The sequence below is a fragment of the Planococcus sp. SSTMD024 genome (assembly GCF_041320495.1).
In the GTDB taxonomy this organism is placed as follows: Bacteria; Bacillota; Bacilli; order Bacillales_A; family Planococcaceae; genus Planococcus.
This window is the reverse complement of record NZ_JBGGNS010000019.1, coordinates 120,393-135,889: the sequence shown is the minus strand read 5'-3', so window position 1 is coordinate 135,889 and position 15,497 is coordinate 120,393. Positions and strand designations below refer to the sequence as shown.

Annotated in this window: 14 protein-coding genes; 13 read left to right on the top strand and 1 reads right to left on the bottom strand. The window is 51.2% G+C overall.

The annotated features are described in order from the left end of the window. The first annotated feature begins 30 nt into the window (after positions 1–30). The 5 genes from AB9R92_RS04555 (at position 31) to AB9R92_RS04535 (ending at position 6,492) form a co-directional block, all read left to right on the top strand. On the top strand, positions 31–1,725 hold the full coding sequence (locus AB9R92_RS04555) for a methylmalonyl-CoA mutase family protein (RefSeq protein ID WP_370668324.1): 1,695 nt from the start codon (positions 31–33) through the stop codon (positions 1,723–1,725). Then, a complete protein-coding gene (gene scpA / locus AB9R92_RS04550; RefSeq protein WP_370668323.1) occupies positions 1,726–3,873 on the top strand; it encodes a methylmalonyl-CoA mutase in 2,148 nt (715 codons plus the stop codon). Next, positions 3,873–4,940, top strand: a complete 1,068-nt coding sequence (gene meaB / locus AB9R92_RS04545) for a methylmalonyl Co-A mutase-associated GTPase MeaB (RefSeq protein WP_370668322.1) — start codon at positions 3,873–3,875, stop codon at positions 4,938–4,940. The genes scpA and meaB overlap by 1 nt, the downstream gene beginning before the upstream one ends. Positions 4,941–5,005: 65 nt before the next feature. Beyond that, entirely contained in the window at positions 5,006–5,446 is a 441-nt protein-coding gene (locus AB9R92_RS04540) for a BrxA/BrxB family bacilliredoxin (protein WP_370668321.1), read from the top strand. A gap of 53 nt (positions 5,447–5,499) precedes the next feature. After that, complete coding sequence (locus tag AB9R92_RS04535) at positions 5,500–6,492, top strand: aromatic acid exporter family protein (protein ID WP_370668320.1); 993 nt, start codon at positions 5,500–5,502, stop codon at positions 6,490–6,492. Positions 6,493–6,596: 104 nt separating this feature from the next. Here the strand turns inward: AB9R92_RS04535 and prli42 are convergent, their stop codons facing one another. After that, complete coding sequence (gene prli42 / locus AB9R92_RS04530) at positions 6,597–6,692, bottom strand: stressosome-associated protein Prli42 (protein WP_156889046.1); 96 nt, start codon at positions 6,690–6,692, stop codon at positions 6,597–6,599. A 165-nt stretch (positions 6,693–6,857) separates the two neighbouring features. Here prli42 and mce point away from each other — a divergent pair, with 165 nt between their 5' ends. The 8 genes from mce to AB9R92_RS04490 all read left to right on the top strand — a co-directional run bounded on the left by mce (position 6,858) and on the right by AB9R92_RS04490 (position 15,326). Further along, a complete protein-coding gene (mce, locus tag AB9R92_RS04525) occupies positions 6,858–7,256 on the top strand; it encodes a methylmalonyl-CoA epimerase (RefSeq protein WP_271852528.1) in 399 nt (132 codons plus the stop codon). A gap of 15 nt (positions 7,257–7,271) precedes the next feature. Beyond that, on the top strand, positions 7,272–8,813 hold the full coding sequence (locus AB9R92_RS04520; protein WP_370668319.1) for an acyl-CoA carboxylase subunit beta: 1,542 nt from the start codon (positions 7,272–7,274) through the stop codon (positions 8,811–8,813). 120 nt (positions 8,814–8,933) lie between these two features. Then, positions 8,934–10,052: a M20/M25/M40 family metallo-hydrolase gene (locus tag AB9R92_RS04515; protein WP_370668318.1), complete on the top strand. Its 1,119-nt coding sequence runs from the start codon at positions 8,934–8,936 to the stop codon at positions 10,050–10,052. A 974-nt stretch (positions 10,053–11,026) separates the two neighbouring features. Further along, the gene (locus AB9R92_RS04510) at positions 11,027–12,268 is read left to right on the top strand and encodes a DNA polymerase IV (protein WP_370668317.1); all 1,242 of its coding nucleotides are present in this window, start codon (positions 11,027–11,029) and stop codon (positions 12,266–12,268) included. Then, entirely contained in the window at positions 12,268–13,221 is a 954-nt protein-coding gene (gene rnz / locus AB9R92_RS04505; protein ID WP_370668316.1) for a ribonuclease Z, read from the top strand. The genes AB9R92_RS04510 and rnz overlap by 1 nt, the downstream gene beginning before the upstream one ends. Before the next feature lie 99 nt (positions 13,222–13,320). After that, entirely contained in the window at positions 13,321–14,028 is a 708-nt protein-coding gene (locus AB9R92_RS04500; protein ID WP_370668315.1) for a DNA alkylation repair protein, read from the top strand. A gap of 96 nt (positions 14,029–14,124) precedes the next feature. After that, the gene (locus AB9R92_RS04495; RefSeq protein WP_370668314.1) at positions 14,125–14,589 is read left to right on the top strand and encodes a DUF2691 family protein; all 465 of its coding nucleotides are present in this window, start codon (positions 14,125–14,127) and stop codon (positions 14,587–14,589) included. Between the two features lie 77 nt (positions 14,590–14,666). Continuing rightward, a complete protein-coding gene (locus AB9R92_RS04490) occupies positions 14,667–15,326 on the top strand; it encodes an NAD(P)H-binding protein (RefSeq protein ID WP_370668313.1) in 660 nt (219 codons plus the stop codon). Positions 15,327–15,497: the final 171 nt, after the last annotated feature.

Genomic DNA, 15,497 nt, shown 5'->3' with positions numbered 1-15,497 from the left:
GGAGACAGAAAGCTTTGAGGAGGGAATAGTTTGACGATTGAATCGATGAAGAACATTCAGTTTCCTGAGCGTACATATGAGGAATGGAAACAAGCAGCAGAAGCTGCGCTGAAAGGCAAAGATTTTGAAAAGGTGATGAAGACCCATACCATTGAGGACATTACCCTCGAACCCCTCTATACAAAAGACATGCTGGAGCGAACGGTATCCGATGTGGATGCGCAAGTAGCCGCTGTCCAAAGCGGAAAGTTCGGCCCATCCTGGATCGTGGCACAGGAAATCACGGCGCACGACGCCAAGGAATTCCTGGCTGTGACAGAAGACGATCTGTCCCGCGGCAATGAAGCGGTCGTCTATTCCGGTGCGCAGCCATTCGACTGGACAGAAGGGCAACTTGAGCAGCTTGCGGAATTGATCGTCCGCTATCCGATTTATTTCAAAGTAACCGAAGATAACGATCCCATTTTACAAGTATTCGATTTGCTGACAGCTGAACAGCAGGCAAACGTTCAAGGCGTTATTTTCACGGAAGAGCCAGTCCAGGCACCGGAAAATGTCCGCACAGGCTTGATCGATACATTGCCGACGCACAATGCCGGCGGGACGATCATCCATGAACTCGGCGTGGCACTTAGCATGATGGCCGAAGCGTTGAAACAACAAGAATTCGAATCGGTTGCGAAAAATTTCTGGGTTCGTTTTGCAGTCGATACGCATTTCTTCCAGGAAATTTCCAAAATACGCGCATTCCGCGTGTTGTGGCAGGCCTTCTGTTCCGCTTACGGAAAACAAGCGCTGCGCGTGCCGGTATTTACGGAAACTTCCGTGCGCTCGTATTCCAAATTGGACCCTTATGTCAATTTGCTGCGGGCAGGCAATGCCACTTTTTCCGCCGTGCTGGCGGGAACGGATGGCCATACCGTGCATCCGCACGATTTCCTGACAGTCCCGACCGGCTCAAGCCGGCGCATCGCACGCAATGTGCAATTGGTCATTAAAGAGGAATCGCATGTGTCGCATGTCACCGATGCTGCAGCGGGCTCTTATTACATTGAAAGTTTGACGCGTGAATACGTGGACGCGGCATGGCAGTATTTCTTGGAGATCCAGGAAGCAGGAGGCTATTCCGAAGTGAAGCGAACCGGCTGGCTAACAGACGACATCCAAGCCAAATGGCTCGACCGCGAACAGCAAGTAGCCAACCGCAAAGCGTCCTTGATTGGCACGAACATTTACGCCAACCCGCAAGAGCCGGTGAAGGACGCGAAAATTGATGCCGCCCATTTGGAATACATGACAGCCAAACGCCTGGCGACGCCATTTGAGAAATTGCGTGCGAAAAGCCGTGAAACGGGCGTCAAATCAGCTGTGATCCTGCTGGAACCATTAAAAGCCGTAAAACCGCAGGCAGATTTTGTGCAAGGGTTCTTGTCCGTTGCAGGAATTGAACCTGAAATCAGCCCGTATTTGTCCTCTGCTGACGAAGTGAACCGCTATATCCGTTCCGAAGAACTCGACTACGCCGTTCTGTGCGGAAGCCGGGAAACACTCGAAAAAACCATTCCGCAACTGGACGCGAAAGCGGCGATTGATGTTGCCGGGAAAATTGATGCTGATACATTGAAGAGCTGGGAAGCAAACGGCATCCGCGATTCCCTCTATGCCGGGAAACCGTTAATCGATAAGTTGGAAGCTGTTTTGTCACTTGGAAAGGAGGCGCTGTAAATGACGACACCTGATTTTACGAAAATTGACGTCACGAAACTCGATACGGCTAAATTGGGCGACCGGGATGAGAGCGCTTTTATGACCAATGAAGGCATTGCCGTGAAACCGTTTTATTCTTCGAAAGACTTGAACAAAGAACAGACGAGCTTTCCCGGCTTTGCGCCGAACGTCCGCGGCCCATACCCGACCATGTATGTGTCACGGCCATGGACCGTACGCCAGTATGCCGGGTTCTCGACAGCTGAAGAAAGCAACGCGTTCTACCGCCGCAATTTGGCCATGGGGCAAAAAGGCTTGTCGGTCGCATTTGACCTCGCCACGCACCGCGGCTATGATTCCGACCACCCGCGCGTTGTCGGCGATGTCGGGAAAGCGGGCGTCGCGATCGACAGCGTCGAAGATATGAAAATCTTGTTCGACGGCATCCCGCTTGACCAAATGTCGGTTTCGATGACGATGAACGGCGCAGTCGTGCCGATCATGGCATTTTTCATTGTCGCTGCAGAAGAACAAGGCGTATCACCGGAGCAATTGGCCGGTACGATCCAGAACGATATCCTGAAAGAATACATGGTGCGCAACACTTATATCTACCCTCCGGCGATGTCAATGCAAATCATCGCGGATATCTTTAAATACACATCCGATCATATGCCGAAATTCAACTCGATCTCCATTTCGGGCTACCATATCCAGGAAGCAGGAGCCACTGCGGATATTGAGCTTGCCTATACTTTGGCAGATGGGTTGGAATATGTGCGGACCGGTTTGGATGCAGGAATCGGCATCGACCAGTTCGCGCCGCGTTTGTCATTTTTCTGGGGCATTGGCATGAACTATTTCATGGAAGTCGCAAAAATGCGGGCTGGGCGCGAAATTTGGGCGAAGATGATGAAAAGCTTCGACCCACAAAACGCCAAATCCTTGGCGCTCCGCACACATTCCCAAACTTCGGGATGGAGCTTGACCGAACAGGATCCGTTCAATAACGTGACGCGCACATTGCTCGAGGCGAATGCGGCGGCGATGGGCCATACGCAATCCTTGCACACCAATGCACTCGATGAAGCGATTGCCCTGCCGACCGATTTCTCCGCACGCATCGCGCGCAACACGCAATTATTCCTTCAGGAAGAGACTTTGATGAACAATACGATCGATCCTTGGGGCGGTTCGTATTACGTCGAAAAATTGACGGAGGAATTGATGGAAAAAGCCTGGACCTTGATCGAAGAAGTCGAGGAGCTCGGCGGCATGGCGAAAGCGATCGAAACGGGCCTTCCGAAAATGCGCATCGAGGAAGCGGCTGCGAAAAAGCAAGCTCAAATCGATTCGAATGAAGAGACGATCATCGGCGTCAACCGCTACCGCCTCGACGAGGAAGACCCGATCGATATTTTGAACATCGACAACACGATGGTGCGCAAAAAGCAGATCGAGCGACTCGACCGGATGCGTGATTCGCGCGACCAGAAAAAAGTAGAGAAAGCGCTGCTGGAGCTGACGAAAGCGGCAGAAAGCGGTGAAGACAATATTCTGGCCTGTGCAATCGAAGCAGCGCGCCACCGGGCATCGCTCGGCGAGATTTCGGATGCCATTGAAAAAGCTTCCGGCAGGCATAAGGCGGTGATCCGTTCCGTGAGCGGTGTATACAGTTCAAACTTCTCCAACCAGGAAGAAATGCAGATCGTCAAACAAATGACCGAGGAATTCATTGAAAACGAAGGACGCCGCCCGCGTATCTTGATCGCCAAGATGGGCCAGGACGGACATGACCGCGGCGCGAAAGTCATATCGACTGCGTTCGCCGACCTAGGCTTTGATGTCGACATCGGGCCGTTGTTCCAGACGCCTGCAGAAACAGCCCAGCAGGCAGCGGAAAATGATGTCCACGTCATCGGCGTCAGCTCGCTCGCAGCTGGCCACATGACCCTCGTGCCGGATCTCGCGGCAGAGTTGAAAAAAGTGGGGCGTGAAGACATTTTGATCGTCGTGGGCGGTGTCATTCCGGCCCAGGATTACGAATTCCTGCGCAATAACGGCGCAAGCGCCATCTTCGGGCCAGGGACAGTCATCCCGGTTGCGGCCCAAAAAGTCATCGAAGAAATCTATTCGCGCCTCGGGTACGAGGAAGAGGCAGACTGATGGATCACGAGAAGCAGTCCAGACAGGTCATGTCGGGTGTTTCGGATAAACACGACGGGATGCAAGCTTTGCCGAGGAAGAAGTTCAAGAAGCCCAGCACGAGCCAGTTTGATCTTAACGAGCTTACTCGCGGCGTCGAAAGCGGATCTCGCTTGCATCTGGGAAAAGCGATCACCTTGCTCGAAAGCACGAACCCCGAGCACAAAAAGCGCGGCCAGGAATTATTGAATGCGCTGCTGCCAAAAACGGGCAATAGCATTCGCATCGGCATCACCGGCGTTCCGGGAGCCGGCAAGAGCACATTCATCGAAACCTTCGGGACGATGCTGACAGAGCTTGGGCACCGTGTGGCGGTGCTTGCAATCGACCCGAGCTCCTCGAGAACCGGCGGCAGCATTCTCGGCGACAAAACGCGCATGGAAGAGCTCGCACGCAATCCTCAAGCGTTCATCCGGCCATCGCCAACTGCAGGAACGCTCGGCGGCGTCCACAAAAAGACGCGCGAAACGATGCTCTTGTGCGAAGCGGCAGGCTACGATGTGATCCTGGTCGAAACAGTCGGTGTCGGGCAGAGCGAGACTTTGGTGCGCGGCATGGTCGATATGTTCCTTTTGCTCGTATTGACAGGAGCCGGCGATGAATTGCAAGGCATGAAAAAAGGCATTTTGGAATTGGCGGATGCGATGATCGTCCATAAAGCCGACCGGGATAATTTGCCGCTCGCGAAGAAAACGGTGCGGGAATACAAGCAGATGCTCCATTTTCTGCAGCCGGCGACCGAAGGCTGGACTACCCGTCCTTTGGCTGCTTCCTCTTTGGAAGGGACCGGCATGCAGGAAATCTGGGATATGGTCCAGGAATTCGAACAAACGGTCAAAGAAAGCGGCTACTGGAGCACAAGGCGCCAGGAACAGACGCGCGACTGGTTCCATTCGATGATCACCGATGAATTGCTTGGCCGTTTCTACGGGGACCCCGAGCGCAAACAGCAGGTGAAAGACATGGAACAGCGCATTCTCAAGGACCGGTTGACGGTCTCACAAGCGGTCACTGAACTGTTCAAGTAAGCTTTTTTGCAACTGTGCCGCCGTCCTGATATGATAAGAACAGCAATAATGAAGGAGTGGTACAGATGAGCATGGATTTTAATTTCCTGATGAATGATATTGTTACACAAGCCCGCCAAGAACTAACTGACGGTGGCTATACACAACTCGAAACGGCTGAAGACGTGCAGGAGGCATTCGCAAAACCCGGCACGAGCCTTGTCATGATCAACTCGGTTTGCGGCTGCGCAGGCGGCATCGCACGCCCGGCTGCTCTTCACTCGGTCCATTACGATAAACGCCCGGATCACTTGTATACGGTGTTTGCCGGACAGGATAAAGAAGCAACAGCGCAAGCGCGTGCATTGTTCGGCGATGAGCACTTGCCATCGTCGCCATCGTTCGCTTTCTTGAAAGACGGCAAATTGGTGGATGAAATCGGCCGCCACGAAATCGAAGGGCACGATCCGATGTCGGTCATTACCCACATCCAGTCCATTTTCGAAGAGCATTGCGAAGAAATGTAAGAAAAAATGCCCCCGGTTGCGGGGGCATTTTTGTATGTTGAGGGGAGACGCCTATGAAACTGAAACCATACCGCATCGGCTACCGGACCATGAAAACAGCGCTCGGCGCCGCCATCGCCATTTATTTGGCCCAGTTGATCGGCCTCGAATACTACGTTTCGGCCGGCATCTTGACGATCCTGTGCATCCAGCCGACGAAAAAGAAGTCGGTCCGTGCCGCCTTCTCCCGCTTTGTCGCCAGCATGATCGCCATTGGCTTCTCCTTCATCTTTTTTGAACTGGGCATGTATCATCCCGTCACGCTGGGCATCTTGATCTTGCTGTTCATCCCGGTGCTCGTCAGCCTCGGCTTTTCGGACGGCTTCGTCTCCAGTGCGGTCATTTTGCTTCATTTATACGACGCCAAAAACTTGACCGGCGCATTGTTCCTGAACGAAGTGATGCTGATGGTGATCGGTTTCGGCACCGCGTTGATCGTCAATATGTATATGCCGAGCATCGAGAAAAAGCTCGACCGCTACAGGGAAGAAGTCGAACGGCTCTATTCGACGATTTTCCGTGAAACGACCATATACTTGCGCCACGGGGAATCGGGGTGGACCGGCAAGGAATTGATGGAATCGGAAAAGCTGATCGATAAAGCGAAAGCACTTGCCTATCAAGACGTTGAGAATCATTTATTGCGCCACGAAAACAAGTATTATCATTATTTCGATATGCGCGAACAGCAGCTCCAAATCATCGAGCGCATCTTGCCGAAAATTACAGCTCTCCCGGTCATTGTCGGGCAGACGCAGCTCGTCGCCGACTTTCTGGAAGACTTGTCGGAACATGTGCATTCCGGCAATACCGCCGACCAATACATCACCAAACTGGATCGGCTGAAAGCGAATTTCGCCGAGATGCCCTTGCCGGATACGCACGAAAAATTCCTCGCGATGGCTGATCTGAATGCCATCATTCAGGAAATGGAAACCTATCTCGAAATCAAGCAAAGCTATAAAGGCTTTCACAACAAAAAAGGGCTAAACCCTAGCCCGGCCTAAAAATCGGCCAGAGACATTGCTCTCTGGCCGGTTTTTTGTACGAAAAAAGGGCCCTCTCGGCGCGTAGTTCATGCGCGGAAAGAAACCCTTCAGCAAATTTCATATTAAATGACGAAGCTTAAGCCCATCATCAGGCTCGACAGCAGCATCAATCCGACCATTGCGTAGACAATGACTTTACGGAAAGCTTGGTTTCTCATGGATAGCATAGCTCCTTTATTCCTGTACTTTGAGAGAATCATACCACATCTGGGCGTTAATTTAAACAACCAGCTTGGCTATTGTCTTAATATTCGATAACAACTAGAGTTTTTGCCTTTGAATGGGTACAATAAAGAGGAAGCCAAAAAAGGAAGTGAATAAGGATGAAGAAAGTTGATCATATCGGAATCGCTGTAAAAGATTTAGAGCAGGTCCTGCCTTATTACACAGAGACACTCGGGTGTCCGCTGATGAAGATTGAGGAGGTGGAAGGGCAGAAAGTGAAAGTCGCCTTTATCGATGCCGGCAACATCAAACTGGAGCTACTCGAGCCGATGAGCGAAGACAGCCCGATCCACAAATTCATCGAGAAAAAAGGCGAAGGCATCCATCATATCGCATTCGGGGTCGACGGCATCGAAGAGCGCATGGCGGAACTTCGTGAAAACGGTGTCAAACTATTGAGTGAAGAGCCGAAACCGGGAGCGGGCGGGGCGATGGTCGCCTTTTTACACCCGAAATCGTCTAACGGCGTGTTATACGAACTTTGCGAAAAGAAGTGATGGAGGAGTGGGGAAATGGACATTTATGAACGCATCAACGAATTGTATGACAGAAAAAGAGAAATCGAACTCGGGGGCGGCGAAGCCCGTATCGACAAACAGCACGAAAAAGGCAAACTGACCGCGCGTGAGCGCATCGACTTATTGCTCGATGAAGACAGTTTTGTCGAGCTGAGCCCGTTCGTGGAACACCGCACGACTGACTTCGGCATGGGCAAAGGCCCAGGCGAAGGCGTCGTCACCGGCTACGGCAAAGTGAATGGCCGCCCGATCTATTTGTTTTCACAGGATTTCACCGTTTTTGGCGGCGCGCTAGGGGAAATGCACGCGAAAAAGATCGCCAACGTCATGGACATGGCGGCGAAAAACGGCGCCCCGTTCATCGGCTTGAACGACTCCGGCGGCGCCCGCATCCAAGAAGGCGTGCTGTCGCTTGATGGCTACGGCCACATTTTCTACCGCAATTCAATTTATTCGGGAGTCATCCCGCAAATCTCCGTGATCATGGGGCCATCTGCAGGCGGGGCGGTCTATTCGCCGGCCATTACCGATTTTGTCTTCATGGTCGACAAAACGAGCCAGATGTTCATCACCGGCCCGAAAGTCATTGAAACAGTTACCGGAGAAAAAATCTCCTCTGAGGATCTTGGAGGATCACGCGTACATACCGCCATCAGCGGAAATGCCCATTTCCGTTCAGGTTCAGAGCAGGAAGTCTTGGAAATGGTGCGCCAATTGGTCAGCTACTTGCCGCAGAACAACCAGGAAATGCCGCCGCGCATTGAAGTCGACAACGAAGACGATTACCGCCCGGATCTGGCAGATATTGTCCCTTACGAAGCGATTCGGCCGTACGATGTCCGGAAAGTCGTTGAACAAGTCGTCGACAAGGATAGCTTCATGGAAGTGCAGCCAGAATTCGCACGCAATATCGTCATCGGCCTTGCCCGCATTAAAGGGGAAACGGTCGGGCTCGTGTGCAACCAGCCGAAAGTGATGGCAGGAGGACTCGATATCGATTCTTCCGACAAGGCGGCGCGTTTCATCCGTTTCTGCGACAGCTTCAATATCCCGCTCATTACATTCGAAGATGTCACTGGGTTCTTCCCGGGCATCAAGCAAGAACACGGCGGCATCATCCGCCACGGGGCGAAAATCCTTTATGCTTATTCGGAAGCGACGGTGCCGAAAATGACCGTCATCTTGCGTAAAGCCTACGGCGGAGCCTACGTCGCGCTCAACTCGAAATCGATCGGCGCGGATTTGGTATTCTCATGGCCGAATGCCGAAATCGCCGTGATGGGGCCGAACGGTGCCGCAAATATCATCTTTGCCCGCGAAATCGCCGCAAGCGATGATCCGGAAGCGACACGTGCAGCCAAAATCGAAGAGTACCGCGAGAAATTCGCAAATCCGTACGTCGCCGCTTCCCGCGGCATGGTCGATGACGTCATCGACCCGCGCGAAACACGCATCAAACTGATTCAGGCACTTGAAATGATGCGCCACAAAAAAGACGAACGGCCGAAGAAAAAACACGGCAATATGCCGCTATAAGCATTTGCGATCAATCTCTTCCTGTCAGAGGGAAGAGATTGATGCGTTTTGCATGAAGTCGGCAAGTGCTAAGGCTATAATAGAAGCTGGAATAAATGGAATAGAAGAGGAGTTTTTGGAATGAAAACCGATCGCTTATTGGAAGAATTTTTGGAGCTTGTGCAAATCGACTCCGAAACAAAAGAAGAAGCCGCCATTGCGGAAATATTGACGAACAAGCTGGAAGCTCTCGGCTTTAGCGTAGTGGAAGACGATTCGAAACAACGCACCGGACACGGGGCTGGAAATCTAGTCGCGACACTCGAAGGTTCGAGAAAAGACGCGCCGCCGATTTATTTCACCGTACATATGGATACAGTCGTACCGGGCAAAGGCATCAAGCCGGAAGTCCGCGACGGGTATGTGTATTCAGACGGCACGACCATTCTTGGCGCTGATGACAAAGCTGGCGTCGCGGCATTATTGGAACTCGCACGCCATCTGTCAGAAGAAAACGTCGAGCACGGGGATATCCAATTCCTGATTACGGCTGGCGAAGAAAGCGGATTGGTCGGCGCCAAGGAGTTTGACGCATCCCTTTTGAAAGCGAAATTCGGCTACGCAGTCGACAGCGACGGCCAAGTCGGCGGCATCGTGACAGCGGCGCCGAACCAAGCAAAACTGTGGACCACCATCTACGGCAAGACGGCTCATGCCGGCGTGGCACCGGAAAAAGGCGTCTCTGCCATCACCATCGCGTCAAAAGCGATCGCGCGCATGAAACTCGGGCGCATCGACGAAGAGACGACCGCCAACATCGGCCGTTTCGAAGGCGGCAAAGCGACCAACATCGTCTGCGACGAAGTCCACATCCTGTCTGAAGCCCGTTCGATCAGCGAAGACAAATTGGCTGACCAGACGGCGCATATGGAATCCGTGTTTGAAGAAGTTGCGAAGGAAATGGGCGGGCGTGCGGAAACAGATGTCCAGCTCATGTATCCAGGCTTCCGTTTTGATGAAATGGACCCTGTCGTAGATATCGCGAAAGCCGCAGCAGAGCGCATCGGACGGCCATCGCCTGTCCTCACGAGCGGCGGCGGAAGCGATGCCAATATCATCAACGGCCACGGCGTCCCGACGGTCAACCTATGTGTCGGCTATGAAGAAATCCACACGACGAACGAACGCATGCCGGTCCAAGAGCTCGAGAAACTGACCGAGCTCTTGGTCGAAATCGTCAAAGAAGCAGCTACACGTTAATCAAACCATAGCAACAGCCCCGACAGGCCATTACACTTGGCTTATCGGGGCTGTTTTTTAGTACTGGAGATTACGCTGCCCGGGGATGGGGCGGGTATTTAGCCGCTTCCCCCACCAGTGCTTAATCCAGGGTGCCTAGTTTCTCTGTGATCGGGCATCATATGAAAAGCGTTGCTCCTGTATCTGCTCAATCCTCACTATGTTCGGGCATCGCAAATGATTTGCAAGCAGATGCGTCGCAAATGAATGGACTCGGCTTCCCCTCGCCATCCATTCTCCCCTTTCCGCTTCATCTCTAGTTTTAACAAGTAAATAAAATGCATCTGACAATGGAATTAATTTGAATAGTTTTGTTCAGCTTTGTAAGTTCAAATTGAATGGCCACGGCAACTTCGTAACCATCAAGTCTAGCTAAGCGTCCCCACCAGCGGATGAAAACACTCAACAATGACATTTCCTCGCACGCAACCCTCAATGAAATCTAAAAGCCGAACCGCGCACACGGGCGAGCCGAAGCAATGAGACGAGCGTTCTTCTCGGCTCATTGCGGGAGGCCAGCCCAAAGCGGGAGGCGGGTGCTTAATAGATGAAACAAACAGTGCACAACAAACCACGCTCACAAGTCTAAATAAGCGATATCCACCAGTGGATGATTCCATTCAACAGAGACTCTTCATCGCATGAAACATCCAATGAAATCTTAAAGCCGAACCGCGCACACAGGCGAGCCGAAGCAATAAGACAAGTATTCTTCTTGGCTTATTGTGAGAGGCCAGCCCAAAGCGGGAGGCGGCTACTTAAAGATGAAACAAACAATGAGCAACACACCACGCTCACCAGTCCAACTAAGAATTACAACAAGCGGATATACTTGATGTAACAGTGCTCCATGCTCCAGAACAAAAAGGTGAACAGGATGCCTGTTCGCCTATTTTTTGATACACTGAAAGAAAAAGGAAAGCGAAGCGATTGTTATGGCGGGGCGAGTTATTTTCCACATTGATATGAATAGCTTTTATGCATCCGTCGAGCAGGCGCACGATCCGTCGCTGAAAGGGAAAGCCTTGGCGATTGCGGGGAATCCGAAAGAGCGCAAAGGCATTATCGTCACTTGCTCTTACGAGGCGCGGGCGCATGGCATATACACGACGATGCAAGTGCACGAGGCGAAAAAGAAGTATCCGGGACTGTTGCTGATGCCGCCGAACTTCGACCGCTACCGGGAAGCGTCGCGGCAAATGTTCGAGATCTTGCGCACCTATACCGATGCCGTCGAGCCGGTGTCGATCGATGAAGCCTATATCGACGTGACGGAACTTTCGGTTGACCGGCACCCGGTGGATATTGCAGAAGAGCTCCAGCAGCGCATACTGAAAGAACTGGACTTGCCGTGTTCCATTGGCATCGCGCCAAATAAATTCCTCGCCAAAACGGCGTCCGATATGAAAAAACCGCTCGGCATCACCATTCTCAGGAAGCGCGATATCCAGCGCATCCTATGGCCGAGGGAAGTTATTGAAATGCACGGCATCGGGGAAAGCACCGCGAAAAAGCTCAATAGCTTGAAGCTCTATACGATCGGCGATTTGGCGAAGGCGCCGGAGGGCTTGATTAAAGAAAGAATGGGGAAAAACGGGGTGCGGCTGCAAGCGCGCGCCAGAGGAGAAGACAATCGCGAAGTCGATCCGGATTCGATTTACGACCGGAAAAGCGTCGGCACCTCCACGACATTGCCATTTGATGAGACCGATTTGGAAAGTTTGAAGAAAATCTTCCGGACCTTAAGCGCCAAAGTCGCGGCAAGGCTGCATGCAAAAAACCTGGCAGGTCCGACCGTCAGCATCCAAACGCGCAGTGCGGACTGGAAAAACCGCACGCGCAGCGTCACCTTGAACAATACCGTCTGGAAAGAACAAGACATCATGCTGCAGGCGTGGCAATTGTTTGAAACGCATTGGAACGGCGAACCGCTGCGGCTTGTCGGTGTGACCGTCTCAAACGTCGTCGACAAAGGCGACATGACCGAGCAATTATCGCTGTTCAATTTCGAGGAACACGCGAAAGATGAACCGATCCTGGACTTGGTTTCCAAGCTCGAAAGCCGTTTCGGCAAAGGTTCCGTCTCGAGGGGAATGCCTTATCATCAATCGAAGCATGACGCACAAACCAGTTTAAGCAAGGATTTTCTGAGTGACCATGAGAGGAAGAAACGCTAATGCAAGTATTATTTTTAGGAACAGGGGCGGGCATGCCGTCAAAACAACGAAATACATCGGCGCTCGCCTTGAAATTACACGAGGAGCGTGGCGCTGTCTGGCTGTTTGACTGCGGGGAAGCGGTCCAGCACCAGATTCTTGAAACGACGATCAAACCGCGGAAAATCGAGAAGATCTTCATTACCCACATGCACGGCGACCATATTTTCGGCTTGCCAGGGCTATTGGGGTCACGTTCGTTCCAGGGGGGCGATGAGCCACTCGACTTATATGGGCCGAAAGAGCTGAAGGAATATGTGGAAATGACTTTGCGCTTAAGCCGGACGCATTTGACATACCCGATCCGTTTCCATGAAGTGACAGAAGGCGTCGTTTTTGAAGACGAGACGATGACAGTCGAAGCGGGCCTCCTGGCGCACGTCATCCCAACTTACGGCTACCGCATCAAGCAAAAACCGCTGTTGCCGAAGCTCGATATGGACAAAGCGCAACAGCTCGGTGTCCCGAAAGGCCCGCTGCTTGCCAAGTTAAAGGCGGGCAAAACCGTAGAGCTTGCGGACGGGCGAAAAGTGGAATCCAGAGAAGTGACCGACCCCGCAGTACCCGGCTTTACGGTCGCCATTCTCGGCGATACCCAGTACTGCTTGAAATCGGAACAATTAGCGCAAGATGCCGACCTGGTCGTCCATGAAGCGACGTTCGATGGCGAAACGGAAAAACTCGCCAAAGAATACGGCCATTCGACAATTTTGGATGCGGCGAAAGTGGCAAGCCGTGCCGGTGCCCAAAAGCTGATCGTCAACCACATGAGCGCACGGTTTATGCCGGAACATGAAAAAGAGCTATTGAAAAGCATGCGAAAGGTGCACGAGGATAGCGAAATCGCCCACGACTTTGACGAATTCGGCTGGAATAAAAAAGAACGTCAAATGGTAAAGATTCTAGAAAATTGATGTAGTAAGCGTTTTCCGGTTGTTTTCGATAGCATCGAATGGAGCAGCAAGGAAAGTCTTTTTCTTACCTTGAAGAATAGACGGAAGGGAGTGCCAAACATGGATTTCCATACGGTGATGCAAGAACTCAAAGCCTTAGGGAAAGAACGGACGAAGAAGATGTACCTGTCGAGCGGCGCGAAAGAACCGGTATTCGGTGTCGCGACCGGCGCAATGAAGCCGATGGCCAAACAAATCAAATTTGACCAGCCTTTAGCAGAGGAATTATACGCGACAGGCAATTACGACGCGATGTATTTTGCGGGCATTATCGCCGACCCAAAAGCGATGACAGAAGCCGATTTCGACCGTTGGATGGACGGGGCTTATTTCTATATGCTGTCGGATTACGTCGTGGCGGTCACTTTATCGGAATCCGATATTGCACAGCAAGTCGCCGATAAATGGATCAAAAGCGGGGATGAGCTGCGCATGTCCGCCGGCTGGAGCTGTTATTGCTGGCTGCTCGGCAACCGCAAGGACAGTGAATTCTCGGAAGACAAAATTTCCGCCACGCTGGATACGGTGAAAGCCACGATCCACCATTCCCCTGAACGGACAAAAGCATCGATGAATAATTTTCTCTACACAGTCGGCATTTCCTATAAGCCATTGAGCGACAAAGCGGCCGACACGGCAAAAGCTGTCGGCAAAGTCGAGCTCAAACGGGAAAACAGGAAACCGACGCAGCTCTATGCCTATGACAGCATCCAGCAAGGCTTGGAAAAAGGGCGTCTTGGTTTTAAGCGGAAATTCGTCAGATGTTAATACAGTGAAGGAAAAGTGCCACCATAAAAAGGATTGGCGCTTTTTTGTTGAATGGCTACTAGTTGAATTCACCCATCACTTAGAGGAGATGAGAATTTGTTCAGAGGAATCAGTTTTGAATTGCCGAATGACTATGGAAGTTTTGTAAAAGACATCCTCCAGCCAATAAACGTTCAAGACTTTAAGTGGCACATAGACAAAGTAGAAGCCTTTGCAAGTAGGAATGGAAGTCATATGAACGAGCTGTTTCCACTTAATAGAGAGCAATTGACAGGTTCAGAGCTGAAAGAAGTAATCGAAACCGACCGAGCTTATGTGATTTTTGCGGAACTTCGGGCGTTTCAGGGGCCTGTCACTTCACATCCTGAAACATACGAAGAGTTTGTTGCAAGCGATTGTCAGCTGGTCCTGCTAATAGTCGATACAATCTATACGACGATCTATTGCAAAGATCAGCAAATGCTTCGCGCGCTCTATGAAAATGCGCGCAGTTTTGGTTTTCGAGATTTGGAATATTTGAATGAAGAGAACGATTCACGTGACAGACTATCGGTTTGGTGACTAAAATCATTTAAAACAAACGCAACAACCAAATAGTAGAGCCCAATTCTAACATGGAGCTTTCAAGGAGGACCATTATGGACGCATTGGTGATTGGCGCAACAGGAGCGACAGGAAAAGACCTTGTAGAGCAATTGATGAAAGACGATTCATTTGAAAGTGTCGATGTATTTGTTCGGCGTGCCCTGGATATTCAGCATGATAAATTAACGGTGCATGTCATCGATTTTGACCGGCCGGATGAATGGCGTGATTTGGTGAAAGGGGATGTATTGTTTTCTTGTTTGGGCACGACAATCAAAGCGGCAGGAAGCAAAGAGGCACAATGGAACGTCGATTATGGTTATCAATATGAATTTGCGAAAGCCGCAAGAGAAAATGGCGTCGGCCGTTATGTATTGGTGTCTGCCGAATTCGCTTCGCCAAAAGCCCGCAGCTTTTACTCGAAGATGAAAGGGCAATTGGAGGAGGCGGTCAAAGAGCTAAGATTTCCTAAGCTAACCATCATCAAACCGCCCATCTTGATGAGAAAGGGAAGTGATCGCACATTTGAAGTATTCGGATTGAAAGCCATTCAATTCATGAATAAAGCAGGGCTATTCCGCTCTCAACAGCCACTTCCCACTGAGGTGTTGGCTGAGGCTATGATCAATTCAGCTAAACAACCAGCAGGAGATAGCGAACCATTGGTAGGTAAGGATATCCGCAAACGGGCTTCTTTCAAAAAAACCGAATGAATAGTTATTATTCATTCCGGGAATAGTGTGTTATTTCCTGAGATGAATTCGTTATTCAGGTGAGGAGGTGTGCTATTGAGAAAGGTTTCTGTTGTCGCAGCGGTACTTGTACTCGTGTTAGTTTTTGCTTATTGGTCTATTCAGCACTATTTAGAAGAACCGGATTAGCAG

Excerpts from the sequence above, each read along its gene's own strand:
- prli42 (WP_156889046.1), bottom strand. The coding sequence starts at position 6,692 with ATGAGAAACCAAGCTTTCCGTAAAGTCATTGTCTACGCAATGGTCGGA.
- mce (WP_271852528.1), top strand. The coding sequence starts at position 6,858 with ATGAAGAAAGTTGATCATATCGGAATCGCTGTAAAAGATTTAGAGCAG.
- AB9R92_RS04520 (WP_370668319.1), top strand. The coding sequence starts at position 7,272 with ATGGACATTTATGAACGCATCAACGAATTGTATGACAGAAAAAGAGAA.
- AB9R92_RS04515 (WP_370668318.1), top strand. The coding sequence starts at position 8,934 with ATGAAAACCGATCGCTTATTGGAAGAATTTTTGGAGCTTGTGCAAATC.
- AB9R92_RS04535 (WP_370668320.1), top strand. The coding sequence starts at position 5,500 with ATGAAACTGAAACCATACCGCATCGGCTACCGGACCATGAAAACAGCG.
- AB9R92_RS04510 (WP_370668317.1), top strand. The coding sequence starts at position 11,027 with ATGGCGGGGCGAGTTATTTTCCACATTGATATGAATAGCTTTTATGCA.
- AB9R92_RS04540 (WP_370668321.1), top strand. The coding sequence starts at position 5,006 with ATGAGCATGGATTTTAATTTCCTGATGAATGATATTGTTACACAAGCC.
- rnz (WP_370668316.1), top strand. The coding sequence starts at position 12,268 with ATGCAAGTATTATTTTTAGGAACAGGGGCGGGCATGCCGTCAAAACAA.
- scpA (WP_370668323.1), top strand. The coding sequence starts at position 1,726 with ATGACGACACCTGATTTTACGAAAATTGACGTCACGAAACTCGATACG.
- AB9R92_RS04490 (WP_370668313.1), top strand. The coding sequence starts at position 14,667 with ATGGACGCATTGGTGATTGGCGCAACAGGAGCGACAGGAAAAGACCTT.
- meaB (WP_370668322.1), top strand. The coding sequence starts at position 3,873 with ATGGATCACGAGAAGCAGTCCAGACAGGTCATGTCGGGTGTTTCGGAT.
- AB9R92_RS04500 (WP_370668315.1), top strand. The coding sequence starts at position 13,321 with ATGGATTTCCATACGGTGATGCAAGAACTCAAAGCCTTAGGGAAAGAA.